The sequence below is a fragment of the Pimelobacter sp. 30-1 genome, from assembly GCF_018831735.1.
Classification (GTDB): Bacteria; Actinomycetota; Actinomycetes; order Propionibacteriales; family Nocardioidaceae; genus Nocardioides.
The window spans coordinates 198498-217721 of record NZ_NHTS01000005.1 but is presented as its reverse complement, the minus strand read 5'-3'; the positions used below and the strand labels follow the sequence as shown (position 1 = coordinate 217721).

Genomic DNA, 19224 nt, shown 5'->3' with positions numbered 1-19224 from the left:
CGCGGCCGGCCGCTCAGCCGTCGCCGACGCTGCGCAGGGGCGTCCCCGCGGTACGGCCGTAGGCCAGCTCGGCGGGGAAGTCGTCGGCGTCGCTGAACGAGATGATCACCACGCTCCGGGGGAACTGGGCGACCACCTGGGAGGTCGTGCCGTCGGTCGCGGTACGGGCCCGGCGGGCGCCGTCGATGGCGAGCGGCTCGCAGGTCCAGCCCGCAGCGCAGTCGGTCGCGCCGGCCCAGCGCCAGGACGGGGCGTGCGCGATCGCCACGTGGCGGTAGCGCTCGATGCCGTGGACCGACTCGATCACCGCGGCGAGAGCGCTCAGGTCGACGACCGTGAGGTCGTCCGGGCCCACCTCCCCGGTGCGGACGCCGCCAACCCGCAGCTCGTCCACCAGGGACCGGAGGTCCTGGGCGGCCGGCGGCGAGACGGGGCCTGCGGGGACCGCGGGAGCCGCGGGGTCCACCGAGGTGACCGCTCCGGGTCCGCCGCCGGTGAGGGCGACGCCACCGACGGTGACGGCGACCGCCGCGGTACCGGCCACGGCCGCCAGCCGGCGCCGGCGCAGGCGCCCGCGCCCCCGTCGTACGTCCTCGGCGGGGGCGACCGGCGGCACCGGGGCCCGGTCGCTCAGGTGGTGCAGGCGATCGGTCAGCAGGTCGGTGTCGTTCACGAGCTCTCCTTGGTCAGGTCCTCGGCCAGCACCTCGCGCAGGGTCGCCAGGGCGACGGAGGTCTGGCTCTTCACGGTTCCGGTGCTGACGTTCAGGTCGGCGGCGGTCTCCTCGACGGAGAGGCCCCACCAGTGGCGCAGGACCACGACCCGGCGCTGGCCGGCCGGCAGGCGCCGCAGCGCCGACCACAGCGCGTCGTGCTCGTCGACCGCGTCCCCGGGGCCGGCGACCGCCGGCTCGGGCAGGGCGTCGCCGGCGGCGGCCTCGCGCCGCCACGGGCGCCGGCCCTCGTCCACGTGGGCGTTGACGATCGCCCGGCGCACGTAGGCGTCGACCGACGCGGCCCGCTGCACCCGCGGCCACGCGACGTACAACCGGGTCAGCGCGGCCTGGACCACGTCCTCGGCCCGGTGCGGGTCGCCGGTCAGCAGCCACGCGGCCCGGAACAGCTGGGGCCGGCGGGCGCCGACGTACGCCGCGAACGCCTCGTCCCGCGGGGTCATCCGGCTCCTTCCGTCGTCCTCACCTGCCTAGTTGACGGAAACGGCCGCGGATCGGTTGGGAGCGACCCGGCGTGAGTTACCGTGGACCGAAGATTGTCTGACAATCCTGCCGACGGAGGGGCCCGATGAGCAGTACCGCCGACCGTACGATCACCCCGCGACTGACCGCCGAGGAAGTCGCCCGCGCCGAGGCGCGCACCGCGCACAACTACCACCCGCTGCCCGTCGTGCTCACCCACGGCGAGGGCGCCTGGGTGACCGACGTCGACGGCCGCCGGTTCCTCGACATGCTCGCCGGGTACTCCGCGCTCAACTTCGGGCACGCTCACCCCCGCCTGGTCGCCGCCGCGCACGCCCAGCTCGACCGGCTCACGCTCACCAGCCGGGCGTTCGTGCACGACCGCTTCGCCGACTTCTGCGCCGGCCTGGCCGACCTGTGCGGCAAGGACCTCGTGCTGCCGATGAACACCGGCGCCGAGGCCGTCGAGACCGCCATCAAGGTCGCCCGCAAGTGGGGCTACGAGGTCAAGGCGGTCCCGGCCGACAGCGCCCGGATCGTGGTCGCCGCCGGCAACTTCCACGGCCGGACGACGACCATCGTCGGCTTCTCCGACGACCCCGACGCCCGCGGGGGCTTCGGTCCGTTCACCCCCGGCTTCGACCTCGTCCCGTTCGGCGACCTCGCGGCCGTCGAGGCCGCGATCACCCCCAGCACGGTCGCCGTCCTGGTCGAGCCGATCCAGGGCGAGAGCGGCGTGGTCATCCCGCCCGCCGGCTACCTGGCCGGCCTGCGCGCCCTGTGCACCCGCGAGCGGGTGCTGCTCGTCGCCGACGAGATCCAGTCCGGCCTCGGCCGCACCGGCGCGACCTTCGCCTGCGACCACGAGGACGTCGTGCCCGACCTCTACGTCCTCGGCAAGGCCCTCGGCGGCGGCATCGTCCCGGTCTCCGCGGTCGTCGGCGATCGCGACGTGCTCGGCGTGCTGCGCCCGGGCCAGCACGGCTCGACGTTCGGCGGCAACCCGCTCGCCTGCGCCGTCGGCACCGAGGTGGTCGAGATGCTCCGGACCGGCGAGCACCAGGCGCGCGCCGCCGAGCTCGGCGTCGTCCTCCACGACCGGCTCACCGCCCTGGTCGGCAAGGGCGTCGTGGGCTTCCGCTCCCGCGGCCTGTGGGCCGGGATCGACATCGACCCCGCCCTCGGCACCGGCCGCGACGTCTGCGCCCGGCTGCTCACCCACGGCGTGCTGGCCAAGGACACCCACGGCTCGACCATCCGGCTCGCGCCGCCGCTGGTGATCTCGGCCGACGACCTGCACTGGGGGCTCGACCAGCTCGAGGCCGCCCTGCGCTGACCTCCGCACGACGTGCGTGGGTTGCGGTCACGAAGTGCGTGGGTTGCGGTCACGAAGTGCGTGGGTTGCGGTCACGAAGTGCGTGGCCTTCGGACCAGCAACCGGCACACCTCGGCGGGGAGCCTCAGACCAGCGCCTCGACGTTGCGCACCAGCGCCTCGCTGGAGTGCTTGACCGCGATCCCGACGACGGGCTTGACCGCTCCGGCGATCGCCTTGCCCGCGGGGCCGCCGGGCAGCGTGTAGGAGATCCAGGCGTCCACCCGGGTCCGGTCGCCGCCGAGGTCGGTGAACGACCAGCGCTGGGTGGTCTCGATCCCCTTGACCGAGGTCAGCTCGACGAGGCGGTCCCGCTCCCAGGCGGTGCACTCGATGCGGGCCTTGAGGGGGACGCCGACCTTCATCACGCCGTCGTACTGGGCGCCGACGCCGTGGCGCTGCTCGGTGACGGGCTCGATCTTGCTCAGCCCGTACATCCAGTCCTTGGTCGTGCTGAAGTCGTCGACGTAGGCGAACACCGTGCTCACCGGCGCGGCGATCTCGACACTCTGCTCCACCACGTTGGTCACGGGCGGGATTCTGGCACGCCGGGTCAGCGCGGCGGCGGCAGCGCGTCGGTGGACTCCAGCTGGCCCATCCCGGTGACCATCAGCAGGTCGGCGACGATCGCGCGCAGCTGGGACAGGATCGCCTCGACCGCGAGCACACCGCTGCGCTCGACCTGCCCGGTCGCGGCACCGACGGCGAGCACGTCGTCGCGGGCGGCGGTCGCGATCCGGTTGGCCCGCAGCTCGTCGGCGACGGCGTCCGCGGCGGTGGCGAGGTCCGCCGCCAGCCCGGCGTACGACGGCGGCACGGGCAACCGCCGGTAGGCCGTGATCGAGGTCTGCCGGACGAGCACGCGCGTGCTCCGCAGCGCCCGGTCGAGCGGGTCGACCAGCTCGACCATCCGGCGCAGCGGCTCGCGGTGCCGGATCCGGAACGGCGAGGAGTTGACCACCGACATCCCCTCCTCGGCCGCCGCCTGCAGCTCGCGGATCAGCCGGTCGGTCGCCCGCGCGTCGGCGAGCAGCTCGAGCGCCGGCGTCACCTCACCGTCCACCATCACGTCGGACGCCGCCCGCAGCAGCTGGGCGATCTTGCGCGCCACCGTCGCGGCCTGCTCGCGCGGGCGGCGCAGTGGCGCCGCCGGCACCACCATCGCCGCGACCAGCGCGACCCCACCACCGATCACCGCATCGGTCCAGCGCAGGAACGCGCCGTTGGCGCCCGGCAGCAGGACGGTGACGACGATCGACTGCACGGCCGCCTGGGAGACGAACATGATCCCGGCGTCGAGCAGCAGCGCCAGCGACATCGACAGGAAGACGATGAGCCCGAGCTGCCAGGCCCCCGAGCCGATACCCGAGACCAGGACGTCGGCCATGAAGACGCCGATCGCGACCCCGAGGGTCACCTCGATGACGCGACGCAGCCGCTGCCCGTACGACGTACCGAGGCACAGGACGGCGGCGATCGGCGCGAAGAACGGCAGGTGGTGCCCCAGCAGGTCCGACGCGATGAACCAGGCGAGCCCGGCCGCGATCGAGCACTGCGTGACCACCCACAGCTTGCCGCGCCAGCGCTCGATCCGACCGCTGACGGACAGCCGGCTGCGGGACCACATCCGGTCCAGGACCCCGTCGTTCGACACCTCCACGCAGGAGACCCTACGGGTCAGACCGCCTTGGCCGGGAGCACCCGCTTGGAGACGAGCGCCACGACGTCCTCGTAGCGCGAACCGGTGAACTTCTGGAAGTTGTGCAGCGCGTGGGCGTCGAGGCCGACGAGCACGCGAGCCTGGTTCTTGGTGATGCCCTTGACGATGATCTCGGCCGCCCGCTCGGGCGTCATCTTGGCGAGCTTCTCGTCGAACAGCTTGGCCGTCGCGGCCTTGTCCTCCTTGTCGGAGACCCGCGCGCTGCGGGCGATCGCGGTCTTGATACCGCCGGGGTGGACCGACGTGACGCCGACCTTGTGCCCGGCGATGAGCATCTCCTCGCGCAGCGCCTCGGTGAAGCCGCGGACCGCGAACTTCGTCGCGTTGTAGGCGCTCTGGCCGGGCATCGCGAGCAGGCCGAAGAGCGACGAGAGGTTGACGACGTGGCCGTCACCGGAGGCGATCAGGTGCGGCAGGAACTCCTTGGTGCCGTAGACGACACCCCAGAAGTTGATGCCGACGATCCACTCCATGTCCTCGTAGGTCAGGTCGACCGCATCCCCGGCCAGCGCGACACCGGCGTTGTTGATGACGACGTTGACCTGACCGAAGTGGTCGGCAACCTCGGCGGCGTACGCCGTGAAGGCGGCGCGGTCGGCCACGTCGAGGTGCGCGGTGTGGACGTCGGGAGCGCCGGCGTCCTTGGCCAGGGCGGCGGTCTCGTTGAGCCCGGCGTCGTTGACGTCGGAGAGCGCCAGCCGGGCGCCCTTGCCGGCCAGGTTCACGGCGAGGGCGCGGCCGATGCCGGAGCCCGCACCGGTGATGACGACGACCTTGTTGCTGAGGTTCTTCACGCGTTGACTGCCTCTCGCTGGTGGGAGACCTCGACGTCGTACTTGTCGAGGTCGAACTTGCTCAGGTGCTGCCGGAAGGTGAACGTCTGGCCCGGCCACAGGGTGGTGTTGTTGCCGAACTTGTCGAGGTACCAGCTGGCGCAGCCGCCGGTCTGCCACACGGTCGGCTTCATCTTGCGCCGGATCTGCGCGGTCCACGCGTCCTGCGCGGCCTGGGTGGGCTCGACGGACGCGAGGCCCTCACGCCGCAGCGCCTTGGCCGCCTCGACGACATAGCGGACCTGCGACTCGATGATGAAGATCATGCTGGAGTGACCGAGCGCGGTGTTGGGACCGACGATCTGGAACAGGTTCGGGAACCCGTGGATCGTCGTCCCCTTGTACGCCGCCATGCCGGCGCCGTCCCACACGTCGGCCAGCGTGCGGCCGTCGCGTCCGGTGATGTGCTGGGCGATCGGCGGCTCGGTGACGTAGAAGCCGGTCGCCACGACGAGCACGTCGATCGGCCGCTCGACCCCGTCGGCGGTGACGATCGCGTCGCCGGTGATCTTGGCGATCGGGTCGGTGACCAGGTCGACGTTGTCGGCGTCGAGCGCCGGGTACCACTTGTTGGAGATGAGGATCCGCTTGCAGCCGGCGCGGTAGTCCGGCGTGACCTTCTTGCGGAGCTCGGGATCCTTGATGCCCTTGGCGATGTTCTTCTTGCCCTGGCCCTCGACCGCCTTCATCAGCTGCGGGAAGCGGGCGAACGCCGGCACGCGCGCCTCGAGCGTCGTGTAGACGAGCGAGCGCAGCGCACGCTGGGCGCCGGGGACCTTGGCGAAGACGGTCTTCTCCAGGGCGCTGAACTCGCGCTCGTTGCGCGGGATGATCCAGTTGGGGGTGCGCTGGTAGACGTCGACGTGGCCGGCGATCTTCTGCAGCTCGGGCACGAGCTGGACCGCCGAGGCGCCCGTACCGATGACGGCGATGCGCTTGCCGGCGAGGTCGACGTCGTGGTCCCAGCGCGCGGAGTGGAAGATCTCGCCCTGGAAGCCGTCGATGCCCTCGATCTCGGGCAGCCGCGGCTCGGAGAGCCCGCCGGCGCCGGCCACGATGGTCCGCGCGGCGTACTCGTGGATGCCCTCGGGGCCCTCGGTCCGGACGATCCAGCGCTGCGCGCCGGCGTCCCACCGCGCGTCGAGGACGGCGGTGTCGAAGACGAACCGGTCGAGCGTGCCCGACTCCTCGGCGACCTTGCGGGTGTACTCCCAGATCTCCTGCTGGGGGGAGTAGACCTTCGACCAGCCCGGGTTGAGCGCGAACGAGTAGGAGTAGAGCTGGCTCGGGACGTCGCACTCGGCACCGGGGTAGGTGTTGATGTGCCAGGTGCCCCCGACGTCGCTGTCCTTCTCGATCACGACGAAGTCGCGCTCGGCGGCCTCGTCGAGCTTGATGGCCGCGGCGAGACCGGCGAAGCCGGCGCCGACGATGAGGTGGTCGACGTTGGTACGACCCGGAGTAGCACTCATGGGAGGGACGCTATTGGCGCTATTGAACATCTGTCAATAGGATGGTCGGCGTGACGGCGACCACCCCCTCCTCCGCTCCGCGCACCCGGCTCTCGCCGGCCGAGCGTCGTACCCAGCTGCTCGACCTGGGGGTCCGCCTGCTCGCGACCCGCTCGCTCGACGAGCTCTCCATCGACCTCCTCGCCGAGGAGGCCGGCATCTCGCGCGGCCTGCTGTACCACTACTTCGGCGGCAAGCAGGGCTTCTACGAAGCCGTCGTCCAGCACGCCGCCGACGACCTCTACACCCAGACCGCTCCCCCGTCCGAGGGCGAGCCGCTCGAGCGCCTCATGGCCTCGCTGACCGGGTACGTCGACTACGTCGTCGCCAACAACACCGGCTACCGCTCCCTGGTCAAGGCCGCCGCCGGCAGCAACGACACCCTCCGCGCCATCTACGACACCACCTTCGCCGCCCTCGCCGAGCGCTTCTTCACCGCCGACCCCGGCGGTCTCGTCATCCCGGACACACCGGCGGTGCGGCTGGTGCTGCACGCGTGGCAGGCGATGGTCGAGGACCTCGTGCTGACCTGGTGCGACGCGCCGGCGGGGCTCTCGCGCGACGACCTGCTGCAGGTCATCACCGGGTCCCTCCCCGCACTCATCGAGACCCTCCCCCCGCCGAGGTAGCAGGGTTCCTGCGCCGAGGGCGCGGGGTTCCGGCGCCGAGGGCGCGGGGTTCCGGCGCCGAGGGCGCAGGGCTCCGGCACCGACGTCACAGAAACGTCCAGCAACGGGCCACTCGCCTGTGGACGGACGTCGTTGTCCACAGGCTTTGCGCCACGGCACCCACCACCCCGCCCGTACGCCGACGCTCGTCGCCATGCACCTTCTCGACATCACCACCGGCGAGCCGTTCACCGCGGCGATGGCCCGCGCCGGCGGCATCACCCAGCACCAGCTCGACCACCTCAGCTCGACCGGCCAGGTCACCCAGCCCTTCCACGGCGTGTACGTCGCCACCGCGACCCCCGACAGCACCGGGCTCCGCGCTCGCGCCGCCGCCCTCGTGCTCCCGGCGCACGCGGTGGTCTGCGACCTCTCGGCCGCATCGCTGCACGGGATCGACCTCTTCAGCCTCGCCGAGCTCGACCGGGTCCCCGACCTCGACTCCGTCTCGATCGAGCACCACACCAGCTCGCGACGCCAGGGCGTCTTCGGCGGCAAGCGCACCCTCCTGCCCGACGAGGTGATGGACCTCGAAGGCGTTCGGGTCACCACGCCGATCCGGACAGCCTGCGACATCGCGCGACTGCTCGGCCGGCTCCGCGCGATCGCCGCACTCGACGCCTTCCGGCGCAGCTACGCCATCACCGAGGCCGACCTGCGCGCCATGCTGCCGCGGTTCGCGCGCCAGCGTGGCGTCGTACAGCTGCGGGAGCTGGTGCCGCTCTCCACCGACCTGGCCGACTCGCAGCCCGAGTCGTGGGTGCGGCTGCTGATCCACGACGAGGGCCTGCCGATGCCCGCACCGCAGGTCTCCGTGCTGCTCGACGAATGGGGCTGGGTCCGGATGGAGAACGCCTACGAGCACCTCCGCATCGCCATCGAGTACGACGGCGCGGAGTTCCACACCACCGCCGGCCACCGCGAGCACGATGAGCTCCGGCGCGCGGCCCTGGACCGGGCCGGCTGGACCGTCCTCGTCCTGCGCAAGGAGGACCTGTCGGCCCAGGCCCGGTCGACCTGGCTCCGCCGGCTGGCCCGGGAGATCCAGGCCCGGGAGGCGAACCCACGGATCAAGCGCCGCTACTCCCGCGGCGCCGACCGGGCGTCGTACCGGAGGCGGTGGCGGGGGTGAATCCTGCTACCTCGAGGCAGGAGACCTGCGCCTTCGGCGCCGGAAACCTGCGCCCTCGGCGGGAAGGGGGTGGAGAGGTCAGGCGTGGCCGTCGAACATCGACGTGACCGAGCCGTCCTCGAACACCTCACGGATGGCCCGGGCGACGAGCGGCGCGATCGACAGCGTGGTCAGCTTGTCGAACTGCTTCTCGGGGGGCACCGGGAGGGTGTTGGTGATGACGACCTCGGTGGCCGAGCAGTTCTTGAGCCGGTCGACCGCGGGGTCGGACAGGATGGCGTGGGTGGCGGCGATGATGACGCCGGCCGCGCCCTCGGCCATGAGGGCCTCGGCGGCCTTCACAATGGTGCCGCCGGTGTCGATCATGTCGTCGGTCAGGACGCACATGCGGCCCTTGACGTCGCCGACGACGCGGTTGGCGACGACCTCGTTGGCGACGTCGGTACGACGGGTCTTGTGGATGAACGCCAGCGGTACGCCGCCGAGGCGGGCGGCCCAGCGCTCGGCGACCTTGATCCGGCCGGCGTCGGGCGAGACGACCGCGAGCTCCTGGTCGCCGTACTTGGACTTGATGTAGTCGGTGAGGATCGGCAGCGCCATCAGGTGGTCGACCGGGCCGTTGAAGAAGCCCTGGAGCTGGTCGGCGTGGAGGTCGACGGTGATGATCCGGTCGGCACCCGCGGTCTTGAACAGGTCGGCCATGAGGCGCGCGGAGATGGGCTCGCGGCCGCGGTGCTTCTTGTCCTGGCGCGAGTAGCCCCAGAACGGCATGACCACGGTGATCCGCTTGGCCGAGGCGCGCTTGAGCGCGTCGACCATGATCAGGTGCTCCACGATCCACTCGTTGATCGGCGTGGTGTGGCTCTGCAGCACGAAGGCGTCGCAGCCCCGCACCGACTCCTCGTAACGGATGTAGATCTCGCCGTTGGCGAACTCACGCGCCTCGGTCGGGACGAGCTGCTGATCGAGGATCTGGGCGACCTCGTCGGCCAGCTCCGGGTGTGCTCGACCCGAGAAGATCATCATATTCTTCTCGGTCGTCCGCTTCAGACCGCTCACGCCTGTGACTCCCCTGGATCGCCGGAGCTGATGGCTACGATTCTGCCCGCTCGCCCCGGTCGTCCCCAAGTCCGGGGGCGTTTTCGGACTGTTCACCCGTGGCATCCGCCACAGCGGAGCCGGATGCGGCCGCGGCGGCCTCGGCCTGGGCGGTGCCCGCGCGGCGCGAGAGCACCCATCCCTCGAGGTTGCGCTGGGGCGAGGTGCTGACCGCGAGGGCACCTGCCGGCACGTCCCGCCGTACGACGGTCCCGCCGCCGGTCGAGGCCCCGTCGCCGATCACCACGGGCGCCACGAAGGTGTTGTTGGAGCCGGTCTTGGCCTGGCGGCCGACGACCGTGCGGTGCTTGTTGACGCCGTCGTAGTTGGCGAAGATCGTGCCGGCGCCGATGTTGGAGCCGGCGCCGATCTCGGCGTCGCCGACGTAGGACAGGTGCGGGACCTTGGCCCCGTCGCCGATGGTCGCGTTCTTGGTCTCGACGAAGGTGCCGATCTTGCCGTCGGCGCCGAGCAGCGTCCCGGGCCGCAGGTAGGCGAACGGCCCGACCGAGGCGCCGGCGCCGATGACGGCCAGCTGCCCGTGCGCCCGTACGACGCGCGCCCCGGCGCCGATCTCGCAGTCCTCGAGCGTGGTGTCGGGCCCGATCACGGCGTCCTCGGCGACGACGGTCGCGCCGAGCAGCTGCACGCCGGGCAGGATCGTGACGTCGGGGGCGAGCACGACGTCGGCGTCGATCCAGGTGGTGGCCGGGTCCATCACGGTGACCCCGTCGCGCATCCACCGGGTGACGATGCGGCGGTTGAGCTCGCGGCCGAGGTCGGCGAGCTGGGCGCGGTCGTTGGCGCCCTCGGTCTGGAGGGCGTCGTCGACGGCGTGGGCGGCGACGGTGAGCCCGGCGTCGCGGGCCAGGCCGATGGCGTCGGTGAGGTAGTACTCGCCCTTGGCGTTGTCGTTGCCGATGCGCCCGATGGTGTCGAGCAGGAAGCCGGCCTCGAAGGCGAGGATGCCGGAGTTGATCTCGGTGATCGCGCGCTCGGCCTCGGAGGCGTCCTTCTCCTCGACGATCGCCTGGACGACGCCGGCGGCGTCGCGCACGATCCGGCCGTAGCCGAACGGGTCGTCGACGATGCCGCTGAGGATGCTGACCGCGGCGCCCGCGGCCCGGTGGGAGGCGGTGAAGTCGACCAGCGTGGCGCCCTCGAGGAGTGGGGTGTCGCCGTAGGCGACGAGGACGGTGCCCTCGCGGGGGGCCTCGGCGAGCGCCTCCAACGCGATCCGTACGGCGTGCCCGGTGCCGAGCTGCTCGTCCTGGACGGCGAGCACGGCCTCGGGCCGCGCCTGGCTGACGTGCGGCGCGACGAGCTCGCGCTGGTGACCCACGACGGTGACGACGCGCGCCGGCTCGAGCGCCCCGACGGCGACGAGCACGTGCTCGATCATGCTGCGCCCGCCGATGCGGTGGAGCACCTTGGGCGTCTTGGACTTCATCCGGGTGCCCCCGCCGGCGGCGAGGACGATGACGGTCAGCTGGTCGGTCACCCGGCCACCTTAGTGCGGCCGGTTCAGCGCCCGTCGAGCCAGGCGAGCACGGCGAGCACCCGCCGGTTGTCGTCCCCGGCCTGGGGCAGGTCGAGCTTGGTGAAGATGTTGTTGATGTGCTTGCCGACGGCCTTCTCGGTGACCACGAGCCGGGCCGCCACGGCAGCGTTGGAGCGGCCCTCGGCCATCAGGGTGAGCACCTCGCGCTCGCGGTCGGTGAGCCGGTCCAGGGGCCGGGCGCGGGCCGAGACGAGGGTCGCGACGACCTCCGGGTCGAGGACGGTGCCGCCCGAGGCGACCTGGCGGACGGCGGCGAGGAAGGCGTCGACGTCGGCGACCCGGTCCTTGAGGAGGTAGCCGACGGCGCCCTCGCCGCCGGCGAGCAGGTCGCGGGCGTAGAGGGGCTCGACCCACTGGCTGAGCACGAGCACCGGGAACGCCGGGCGGGCCGCGCGCAGCGTGGTCGCGGCGAGCAGGCCCTCGGTGGTGTGCGTCGGCGGCAGGCGTACGTCGAGCACGGCGATGTCGATGTCCTCGCGGGCGAGCGCCCGGGTGAGGGAGGGTGCGTTGTCGACGGCCTCGACGACCTCGATGCCGCCGGACTCCAGGATCCGGGTCAGCCCGACCCGGAGCAGCGCCTGGTCCTCGGCGAGCACGGCCCGCAGGGGGATCACTCCGTCCGGCACGGCACCTCCATCCGGACCGTGGTCGGCCCACCCTCGGGACTGTCGACGCTGAGTCTGCCGTCGAAGGCGTCGAGCCGGCGCGCCACCCCGCTCAGCCCGGAGCCGGCCGGGTCGGCGCCGCCGCGGCCGTCGTCCCCGACGACGAGGCGGAGGGTGTCGCCGTCATAGGTGCCGCGCACCCAGGACCGGCCGGCCGCGGCGTGCTTGACGGTGTTGGCGAGGCACTCGGCGACGGCGAAGTAGGCGGCGGACTCGACCGGCGCCGGCAGCCGCGGTACGTCGACCGCGACCGCCACGGGCACCGGCAGCGCCACGGCCAGCGCCTCGATCGCGCCGGCCAGGCCGCGGTCGGCGAGGACCGGCGGGTGGATGCCGCGCACGACCGAGCGCAGGTCGTCGAGGGCGTCGATCGTGGTCTCCCGGGCCTCGCGCAGCAGCGCGGCGGCGGCCTCGGGGTCGGTGCGCAGGAGCTTCTCGGCGAGGCCGACGTTCATGCCGACCGAGGCGATCCGGGCCTGGGCGCCGTCGTGCAGGTCGCGCTCGATGCGGCGTACTTCGGCGGCGTTGTGGTCGAGGGTCTCGGCGCGGGACTCCTCGACGCGCTCGACGCGCTCCGCGAGCTCGGCGACCCGGTCGTGACCGAGGATCGCCCGCTCGGCACGCGCCCGGGCCGTCACGAGCGGCTCGGTGACGAACCACCAGGCCAGCAGCATCGGGCCGCTGAGCAGGAGCAGCAGGAGCCACACCCACTCCCCCGCGGTGAACGCGAGGATCAGCCAGGTGATCGGCGTGGTCAGCAGCGCCACCGGCACCAGCGACATCACGAAGCCGCCGGTCGCCGAGAAGCAGAGGAACCCGAAGTCGCGCCAGCGGGCCGGGTCGCGCAGCCAGCGCACGGGCCACGCCAGGGCGAAGCCACCCGTGGGTGCGTAGCGGGCCGGGATCGTCTCGCCGAGCACCCGGCCGCTGACCTGGCGGTGCGCGGCGGTCAGGGCCCCGGTCATCGGGACCACGGCCAGCGCCAGCACGAAGCCGGCGCCGGCCAGGCCGAGCGGGAGGCAGAGCAGGGTGAGGATCGCCAGCGCGAGCGACGGGAGGAACGAGACGGCGTACCCGGCGGAGAGCAGGGTGAGCCGCAGTCGCTCCACCAGTCCGTCGACCGTGACCGTGGCGTCCATCGCGGGCCAGTCTGTCATCGGACCGCGCTCCGCACCGCTCCCCGCGCCGAGCCCAGCGTCACCGCCGCGACCGCGAGGACGACTGCCGGGACCAACCACAGACCGCCGTCCGGGACGACGCCCTCGTTCCGGGCGACCGCGAACGGGACCACCGTGGTCAGCGCCGCGAGGAGGCCCAGCCCGACGCCGATCACGGCGACCACGGCCGCCTCGGCGACGACGGACCCGCGCACCTGGCGGGGCGTCGCGCCCAGCAGGCGCAGCCGCTCGAGCTCGGTCCGCCGGTGTGCCACGGTGGCGACGAAGGCGTTGACGACCATGATCGCGGCGAACAGCGCGATCATCGCGACGACCACGTTGTTGAGCAGGTTGATCGTGTCGCTGTCGGGTGTCCCCGCGGGGAGGCTGCGGGTGTCGATGTTCACCAGCAGCAGCGTCCCGGCGGCGGCCGCGGTCAGCACGATCACCGGCGCGAGGACGCCGGAGAGCAGGTGCGCCCGCCGCACCGTGTTGTACGACGCCAGGTGCGCGCTCGCGCTCGACGACGCCCCGGCGACCAGCCGCAGCGGCGCGGCGCACCAGCGCAGCAGCACCGGCGCGAGGACCGCGAGGCCGACACCGACCAGGATCGAGCTCGACCCGCTCGTCGACATCGCCGCGTAGGGGTCCTCGTCGTGGGCCGTGACGGTGATCGTGATGACGGCCATGGCCAGGCCGTAGCCGATGAGCAGCACCGCGATCGCGACGCGCCACCAGCGCATCCGGCCCTGCTCGGCGACGCTGTCGCGGACCAGGACGCCGGCCGGGCCTCGGGTCGCGCGCCGGGCGGCCACCGCGGCGGCGGCGCCGGCGGCGAGGAAGACGAGCAGGGCGGCGGCGCCGACGGAGGCCGGGCCCGCGTCGTACCGGGTGGCGTCGGAGACGAGCCCACCCGACTGGAGCAGGTCGAAGAGCAGGCGTCCGGTGCCCGCGGCGACGAGGGCACCGAGGACGGCACCGAGCAGCGCGACGCCGGCCGCCTCGCGGGCGATCAGCCGGCGAGCCTGGCGCGGGGTCGCGCCGATGGTGCGCAGCAGGCCGATCTCGGCGGCGCGCTGGGTGGTGGTGATGCCGACGGTCGAGGCGACGGAGAAGAGCACGATCAACGCGCCCCAGCCGCCGACGACGGCGCCCATCACGACCAGGTTGCCGGTGTCGGCCGCGGCCGCGGAGAACGAGGTCTCGACCAGGGTCGCGAAGGACCCGATCAGGGCGGTGCCGAGCAGCACCGCGAGGAAGGTCGCCGTCGCGGCGAGCGGACGGTGGCGCAGGCTGCGCCAGGCGAGGGTCGTGGTCCCGGCGCTCATCGGGCCACCACCAGCTCGTCGAGGTGCGCCATCTGGCCGGCGACCGCGTCGGCGGTGGGCTCGGCCATCCGGCCCGCGACCCGGCCGTCGACGAGGAAGACCACCTCGTCGGCGTACGACGCGGCGACGGGGTCGTGGGTCACCATCACCACCGTCTGGCCGAGGTCGGTGACGCTGGCGCGCAGCATCCCGAGCACCTGCCGGGCGGTCGCCGAGTCGAGCGCCCCGGTCGGCTCGTCCGCGAGGACGACGTCCGGGTCGGTGACGAGCGCCCGGGCCAGCGCCACGCGCTGCTGCTGGCCGCCGGAGAGACTGCCAGGCAGGTGGTGGGCGCGGTCGGCGAGACCGACCCGGTCCAGCAGTCCGCGCACCCGCGCCCGGTCGGGGCGCTTGCCGGCGAGCCGGCGCGGGAGGCCGACGTTCTGCTCGGCGGAGAGGTACGGCAGCAGGTGGAAGCCCTGGAAGACGAAGCCGATGCGCTCGCGGCGCAGCGTCGTGCGGCGCTCCTCGTCCCAGTCGGTGACGTCCTCGCCGCCGATGAGCACCCGGCCGCTCGTGGGGCGGTCGAGACCGGCGGCGCAGGTGAGGAAGGTGGACTTGCCGGAGCCCGAGGGCCCCATCACGGCGGTGAACGTGCCGCGCCGGAACGCGAGGTCGATGCCGGCGAGGGCGACGACGCCGGCGGCGCCTTCGCCGTAGGTACGGGTGAGGCCCTGGACCTCGAGGGCGACGGGTGCGGACATGGGCTGCTCCTGGGGGGATCGGTGGGACCGGAACGGGTGTCTCCGACGCTAGGAAGATCCGGAGCCGCGCTCGATGGGCCTGCTCCGCCTCCTGGGGGTGGGGTTTTCCCTACCCCCGGGCCGGGCAGGGTGGTCCCCCGTGTCCGCCCCTGCACCCGACCTCGTCCACGAGCGCGTCCTCCGGCTCGCCCGCAAGAGCCTGGTGACCGCCGTGGTGACGTCGGTCCTCGCGGTCGCCGCCGTGGTGGGCGCCGGTGTCGTCGGCTACCGCGCCGCCACCGAGCAGGTCGCCGAGCAGGTCGCCGTCACGGTGCAGAGCGAGGGCAGCCACCGGGAGCGGCGCGGCGGCAAGCGCGCCCGCCGGTGGGTCGACGTCCGCCACGTCCAGGTGAGGACCGCGGACGGGCGCACCGGCCGGGTGAGCAGCGAGGACCTCCAGGTCGGCGACGAGGCGCGGGTGTGGCGGCGTACGGACGGGGGCGCGATGTCCGTCGACGAGCCGTCGGGGTTCGGCTTCGGCGACGTGGCGCTGATCGGCGGCGCCGGCCTGGTCGGCCTGGTGCTGACCGGCATCGCGATCGGCTCCGCCCGGCGCTCCGCCCGGCTGCGGCGCACGGACGTCGAGAGCTCGCCGCGGGTGCTGCTCGTGCTCGACCAGGACAAGCTGCGCGCCGAGCCGCACCGCACCGAGCTCCGGACCTGGTGCGTCCCGCTGACCGTGGCCGCGTCGGACCACCGCAAGGTCAAGGCCGGAGCGGCGCACGACCTGTACCTGGAGCCGGGCGCGGCGCCGGTCGACGTCTCCGCCGGCATCCCGCAGCAGTGGGAGGGCCGGGTGCTCCACGCCGGCGCGCTCCACACGGTCGTGGCGCTGCGGACCACGCCCACCGCGCCGTGGTGGGTCACCGACGTCTGAGCCCCGGGGAGCCGGAAGGTAGCCTGAGCCCGACCTAGTCGGCCCGCGGAAGGTGAGCAGGCGGGTGGCGAACCCACGGCCCTCGACCCAGGCAGCAGCACTGCGCCTGGTGGCGATCTTCATCGCCGGCATGCGGATCGCCACGCTCGTGCAGATGGCTCCCTCGCTGGCGACCGCGATCACGACCGACTCCCGCCACGCGGCGACGGTGGCGACCTGGGTCGTCGCGCTCGTCGCGCTCACCGTCCCGGCCGTCCTCGTCGTGCTCCGGGGGCGTCCCCTCGGCCCGGCCGCGGCCGTCGCCGACGTCACCATCGCCGTGCTGCTGCTCCTCGCCGGGCTGTGGACCGTACCGGTCGACCTGCGCCAGGGCACCTGGCTCGGCTTCCAGGCCGGCTACGCGATCTGCGTCGCGTGCTCGCTGCTGACCGGCGCGACCTCGCGGCGGCTCTACCTCCCGCTGCTGGCCGCACTCGCGGCGGCCACCGCGATCTACCAGGCGCCGACGGTGACCGGCTGGAGCGACGTGCCGGACCTGCTCGGCAACCTGCTCACGATCCTGGTCCTCGGGCCGCTCGCCTGGACCTGCACCCGGATGATCATCCGGATCGGCGCCGAGGCCGACGAGGCCCGCCGGCTCGCCGCCGACGCGGCCCGCACCGAGGAGGAGCGCCGGGCCCGGACCGCGATCCACAACGGCACCGCCGTGCTGCGCCTGCTCGTCGAGACCGGCGGGGACGCCGACCAGCCGGCCGGGCTGCGCCAGCAGGCCGAGATCGAGCTGAGCCGGATGCGCGCGTACCTCACCGGCGACACCCTCCCCGCCGCCGGTACGACGAGCCTGGCCGCCGTGGTCACCGCCTCGCGTGCGGAGTTCGACGACCTCCCGATCACCGTCGTCGCCCACCTGGCCGACGAGGTCGAGCTCGACCGCGCCGTCGCCGACGACCTGGCCGCCGCCCTGCGCAGCCTGCTGCTCAACGTCCGCCTGCACGCGGGGGCCCGCGAGGTGGTGCTCCACGCCGAGGAGCACGAGGACGGCGACGGCTGGGAGGTCAGCCTGCACGACGACGGGGTGGGCTTCGCGATCGACGAGGCGTCGTACGGTGTGGGGATCCGCGATGTCGTCGTCGGCCAGCTCGCCCGCTCGGGCGTGACGACCGCGGTCGACAGCGTGCCGGGCCTCGGCACCACCATCACCCTGACCCGGACCGAGGAGCCCGCATGACCGACCCCCGGTTCGCCCACGTCGACGACACCACCGCGCTGCGCGCCTCGCTCGGCCTGCTGCTGCCCGACCTGGACTTCGTCTCCGCGCACCCCAACGTCGAGGACCTGCTCGCGAAGCGGCCGGACGCCGACGTCGTCGTGCTCGACCTGCACCTCGCCACCGCCGGCCAGCCCGAGGCCACCCAGGGCCCCGAGGCGATCCGGGCGCTCGTCGCGGCCGGCTACCGGGTGTGCGTCTACACCCAGGAGCAGCGCCGCTTCGTGCTCGCCGCGTGCCTGGCCGCCGGGGCGACCGGCGTGGTGTCCAAGACCGAGACCCTGGAGGCCACCGCCGCGGCCTTCCGCGCGGTGGCCGACGGCGAGCTCGTCGTACCGCCGGCGATCGCGGGGCTGCTCGAGGTCCTGGTCCGCCGCGGCAGCCTCACCGTCCTCTCCCCGCGCCAGCGCCAGGTGCTCGCCGCCCGCGCGCGCGGCCTGACGTTCGCCGAGATGAGCCGCACGATGTACCTCGCGGAGTCGACGCTGCGCGGCTACTGGATCGACCTCAGCCGGATCGTCCAGGAGTACCTCCACGAGACCGCGGCCGGCGACATCGAGCGCGCGCTCGGCCTCGGCCCCGGCGACCTGCTCGGCTCGTGAGCCGGGCGGCTTCGGCCGCATGAGAGCCTGGGAGGCATGAAGCAGCTGGGCCAGCTCGAGGCGGTCGTCATGGGCCGGCTGTGGGACGACGCCCGCCCGCTCTCGGTCCGCGAGGTCGTCGACGACCTCCAGCGCACCCGCGCGATCGCCTACACGACGGTGATGACGGTCCTCGACAACCTGCACCGCAAGGGCCTGGTCGCCCGCGCCAAGGACGGCCGCGCCTACCGCTACACCGCCGCGCTGACCCGCGAGGAGCACACCGCCGCGCTGCTCGAGGACGTCCTCGCCCAGGCGCCCGACCGGGGCGCGACCCTGCTGCGCTTCGTCGGCCAGCTCTCCACCGACGACCAGGTCCGGCTGCGCGCCGCCCTCGCCGACGCCGAGGAGCGCTGAGCACCGTGCTCGCCGTGCTCGCCCCGCTCTCCCTGCTCGCCTTCGCGGTCCTGGCCGCCACCGCCGGACCCCGCCTGCTGCTGCGCGCCCGCTGGGTCCAGCGCGCGCCGGGCTGGGGCGTGCTCGCCTGGCAGGGACTGGCCGGCTCCGTCGTCGTCGCGGTCGCGCTGCTCGGCGTCACGCTCGCCGTACCGCTGCCGCCGGTCGCCGCCGGGCTCTCCTGGCTGACCGGGATCCCGACCACCACGGTCGTCGCCCACTACCTCACCCCGGCCGGCCCCGAGGTCGCCGCGCTCGCCGGTCTCGCCGTCCTCGCCCTCGCGGTCCGGCTGACCTGGCTCGCCACGACCGCGGTGCTCGGCACGGTCCGCGCCCGGCGCGACCAGCACGACGCGCTGCGCCTGCTCGGCCACGAGCACGCCGACGGCTATGTCGTCCTCGACCACCCCGTACCGCTCGTCTACTGCCTGCCCGGCCTGCACCCGCGCATCGTGGTGACCACCGCCGCCCGCGACGCGCTGACGCCCCACGAGCTGACCCAGGTCCTGGCCCACGAGCGCCGGCACCTGGGCTCGCGCCACGACGTCGCGCTCACCGTGGCGGGCGTCCTGCGCCGGGCGTTCGCACCCGTCCCGCTGCTGCGCACGCTCCTCGCGACCGCCCAGGAGCAGGTCGCGGTCCTCGTCGAGATGCAGGCCGACGACGCCGCCCGCGACCCGCGCGGCCTGGCCCGCGCCCTGGTCGCGCTCGCCTGCGGCGCCCCCGCTCCCGCACCCCACCCGGGGCTGGCCGCGGGCGATGTCGCCGCCCTGGCCCGGGTCCGCCGGCTCACCGGCGACGACGCCGGCTGGTCCCACCCGCGCAGCGCGGCGGTGGGCTCGGCGACGGCGGCCGTGCTCGCCGTACCGGTGGTGCTGGCGGCGGCGCCGCTGATCGAGATGGTCCTCAGCGGCTGCCGCGCGATGCTGACCTGAGCGGCCCCGGCCGGCAGCGCGGCGGGAGTCGCGCCGGGCAGCTTGCTGCCTCCCGCGGCGACGGAGACGCGCTCGGCCAGTCCT

The 19224-nt window shown here is 73.6% G+C and carries 20 protein-coding genes; 8 read left to right on the top strand and 12 right to left on the bottom strand.

Annotation, left to right across the window (positions count from 1 at the left end; genetic code table 11):
• Positions 1-13: 13 nt before the first annotated feature.
• Complete coding sequence (locus tag CCO04_RS12440) at positions 14-673, bottom strand: hypothetical protein (protein WP_215814458.1); 660 nt, start codon at positions 671-673, stop codon at positions 14-16.
• Entirely contained in the window at positions 670-1176 is a 507-nt protein-coding gene (locus CCO04_RS12435; RefSeq protein WP_215814457.1) for a SigE family RNA polymerase sigma factor, read from the bottom strand. Before CCO04_RS12435 ends, CCO04_RS12440 begins: the two co-directional genes overlap by 4 nt.
• A 125-nt stretch (positions 1177-1301) precedes the next feature.
• On the opposite strand from CCO04_RS12435, the gene rocD reads away from it, so the two are divergent.
• Positions 1302-2531 (top strand): ornithine--oxo-acid transaminase, encoded by a 1230-nt coding sequence (gene rocD, locus CCO04_RS12430; RefSeq protein ID WP_215814456.1) that lies wholly within the window; start codon positions 1302-1304, stop codon positions 2529-2531.
• Between the two features lie 124 nt (positions 2532-2655).
• Here the strand turns inward: rocD and CCO04_RS12425 are convergent, their stop codons facing one another.
• Genes CCO04_RS12425 through CCO04_RS12410 form a run of 4 tightly spaced genes read right to left on the bottom strand, consistent with a single transcriptional unit; the run spans position 2656 to position 6594 of the window.
• Positions 2656-3099 carry an SRPBCC family protein gene (locus CCO04_RS12425; RefSeq protein ID WP_215814455.1) on the bottom strand — a complete coding sequence of 148 codons (444 nt, stop codon included), beginning with the start codon at positions 3097-3099 and terminating at the stop codon, positions 2656-2658.
• Between the two features lie 23 nt (positions 3100-3122).
• Complete coding sequence (locus CCO04_RS12420) at positions 3123-4229, bottom strand: aromatic acid exporter family protein (RefSeq protein WP_257752268.1); 1107 nt, start codon at positions 4227-4229, stop codon at positions 3123-3125.
• 17 nt (positions 4230-4246) lie between these two features.
• Entirely contained in the window at positions 4247-5083 is an 837-nt protein-coding gene (locus CCO04_RS12415; RefSeq protein ID WP_215814454.1) for an SDR family oxidoreductase, read from the bottom strand.
• Positions 5080-6594 (bottom strand): NAD(P)/FAD-dependent oxidoreductase, encoded by a 1515-nt coding sequence (locus CCO04_RS12410; protein ID WP_215814453.1) that lies wholly within the window; start codon positions 6592-6594, stop codon positions 5080-5082. The genes CCO04_RS12415 and CCO04_RS12410 overlap by 4 nt, the downstream gene beginning before the upstream one ends.
• 41 nt (positions 6595-6635) lie before the next feature.
• On the opposite strand from CCO04_RS12410, the gene CCO04_RS12405 reads away from it, so the two are divergent.
• Together CCO04_RS12405 and CCO04_RS12400 are read left to right on the top strand one after the other, a co-directional pair.
• Positions 6636-7262, top strand: a complete 627-nt coding sequence (locus tag CCO04_RS12405; protein WP_215814452.1) for a TetR/AcrR family transcriptional regulator — start codon at positions 6636-6638, stop codon at positions 7260-7262.
• A 193-nt stretch (positions 7263-7455) separates the two neighbouring features.
• On the top strand, positions 7456-8433 hold the full coding sequence (locus tag CCO04_RS12400; protein ID WP_215814451.1) for a hypothetical protein: 978 nt from the start codon (positions 7456-7458) through the stop codon (positions 8431-8433).
• Between the two features lie 78 nt (positions 8434-8511).
• On the opposite strand, the gene CCO04_RS12395 is transcribed toward CCO04_RS12400, so the two are convergent.
• The 6 genes from CCO04_RS12395 to CCO04_RS12370 are packed head-to-tail and all read right to left on the bottom strand — an operon-like array spanning position 8512 to position 14985.
• On the bottom strand, positions 8512-9492 hold the full coding sequence (locus CCO04_RS12395) for a ribose-phosphate diphosphokinase (protein WP_308281193.1): 981 nt from the start codon (positions 9490-9492) through the stop codon (positions 8512-8514).
• A 34-nt stretch (positions 9493-9526) separates the two neighbouring features.
• Positions 9527-11032, bottom strand: a complete 1506-nt coding sequence (glmU, locus tag CCO04_RS12390) for a bifunctional UDP-N-acetylglucosamine diphosphorylase/glucosamine-1-phosphate N-acetyltransferase GlmU (protein ID WP_308281192.1) — start codon at positions 11030-11032, stop codon at positions 9527-9529.
• A 23-nt stretch (positions 11033-11055) separates the two neighbouring features.
• The gene (locus tag CCO04_RS12385) at positions 11056-11697 is read right to left on the bottom strand and encodes a response regulator transcription factor (protein WP_215814917.1); all 642 of its coding nucleotides are present in this window, start codon (positions 11695-11697) and stop codon (positions 11056-11058) included.
• A gap of 5 nt (positions 11698-11702) precedes the next feature.
• Positions 11703-12896 (bottom strand): histidine kinase, encoded by a 1194-nt coding sequence (locus tag CCO04_RS12380; protein WP_215814449.1) that lies wholly within the window; start codon positions 12894-12896, stop codon positions 11703-11705.
• Positions 12897-12910: 14 nt separating this feature from the next.
• Positions 12911-14242, bottom strand: a complete 1332-nt coding sequence (locus tag CCO04_RS12375) for an FtsX-like permease family protein (RefSeq protein WP_215814448.1) — start codon at positions 14240-14242, stop codon at positions 12911-12913.
• A complete protein-coding gene (locus CCO04_RS12370; protein ID WP_215814447.1) occupies positions 14239-14985 on the bottom strand; it encodes an ABC transporter ATP-binding protein in 747 nt (248 codons plus the stop codon). The genes CCO04_RS12375 and CCO04_RS12370 overlap by 4 nt, the downstream gene beginning before the upstream one ends.
• 139 nt (positions 14986-15124) lie before the next feature.
• On the opposite strand from CCO04_RS12370, the gene CCO04_RS12365 reads away from it, so the two are divergent.
• The 5 genes from CCO04_RS12365 to CCO04_RS12345 all read left to right on the top strand — a co-directional run bounded on the left by CCO04_RS12365 (position 15125) and on the right by CCO04_RS12345 (position 19140).
• The gene (locus CCO04_RS12365; protein ID WP_215814446.1) at positions 15125-15901 is read left to right on the top strand and encodes a hypothetical protein; all 777 of its coding nucleotides are present in this window, start codon (positions 15125-15127) and stop codon (positions 15899-15901) included.
• A 64-nt stretch (positions 15902-15965) separates the two neighbouring features.
• Positions 15966-17129, top strand: coding sequence for a hypothetical protein (locus CCO04_RS12360; RefSeq protein ID WP_215814445.1), 1164 nt, complete (start codon positions 15966-15968; stop codon positions 17127-17129).
• Positions 17126-17770: a hypothetical protein gene (locus CCO04_RS12355; protein WP_215814444.1), complete on the top strand. Its 645-nt coding sequence runs from the start codon at positions 17126-17128 to the stop codon at positions 17768-17770. The genes CCO04_RS12360 and CCO04_RS12355 overlap by 4 nt, the downstream gene beginning before the upstream one ends.
• A gap of 36 nt (positions 17771-17806) precedes the next feature.
• Positions 17807-18166 carry a BlaI/MecI/CopY family transcriptional regulator gene (locus tag CCO04_RS12350; RefSeq protein ID WP_215814443.1) on the top strand — a complete coding sequence of 120 codons (360 nt, stop codon included), beginning with the start codon at positions 17807-17809 and terminating at the stop codon, positions 18164-18166.
• Between the two features lie 5 nt (positions 18167-18171).
• On the top strand, positions 18172-19140 hold the full coding sequence (locus tag CCO04_RS12345) for a M56 family metallopeptidase (RefSeq protein ID WP_215814442.1): 969 nt from the start codon (positions 18172-18174) through the stop codon (positions 19138-19140).
• Positions 19141-19224: the final 84 nt, after the last annotated feature.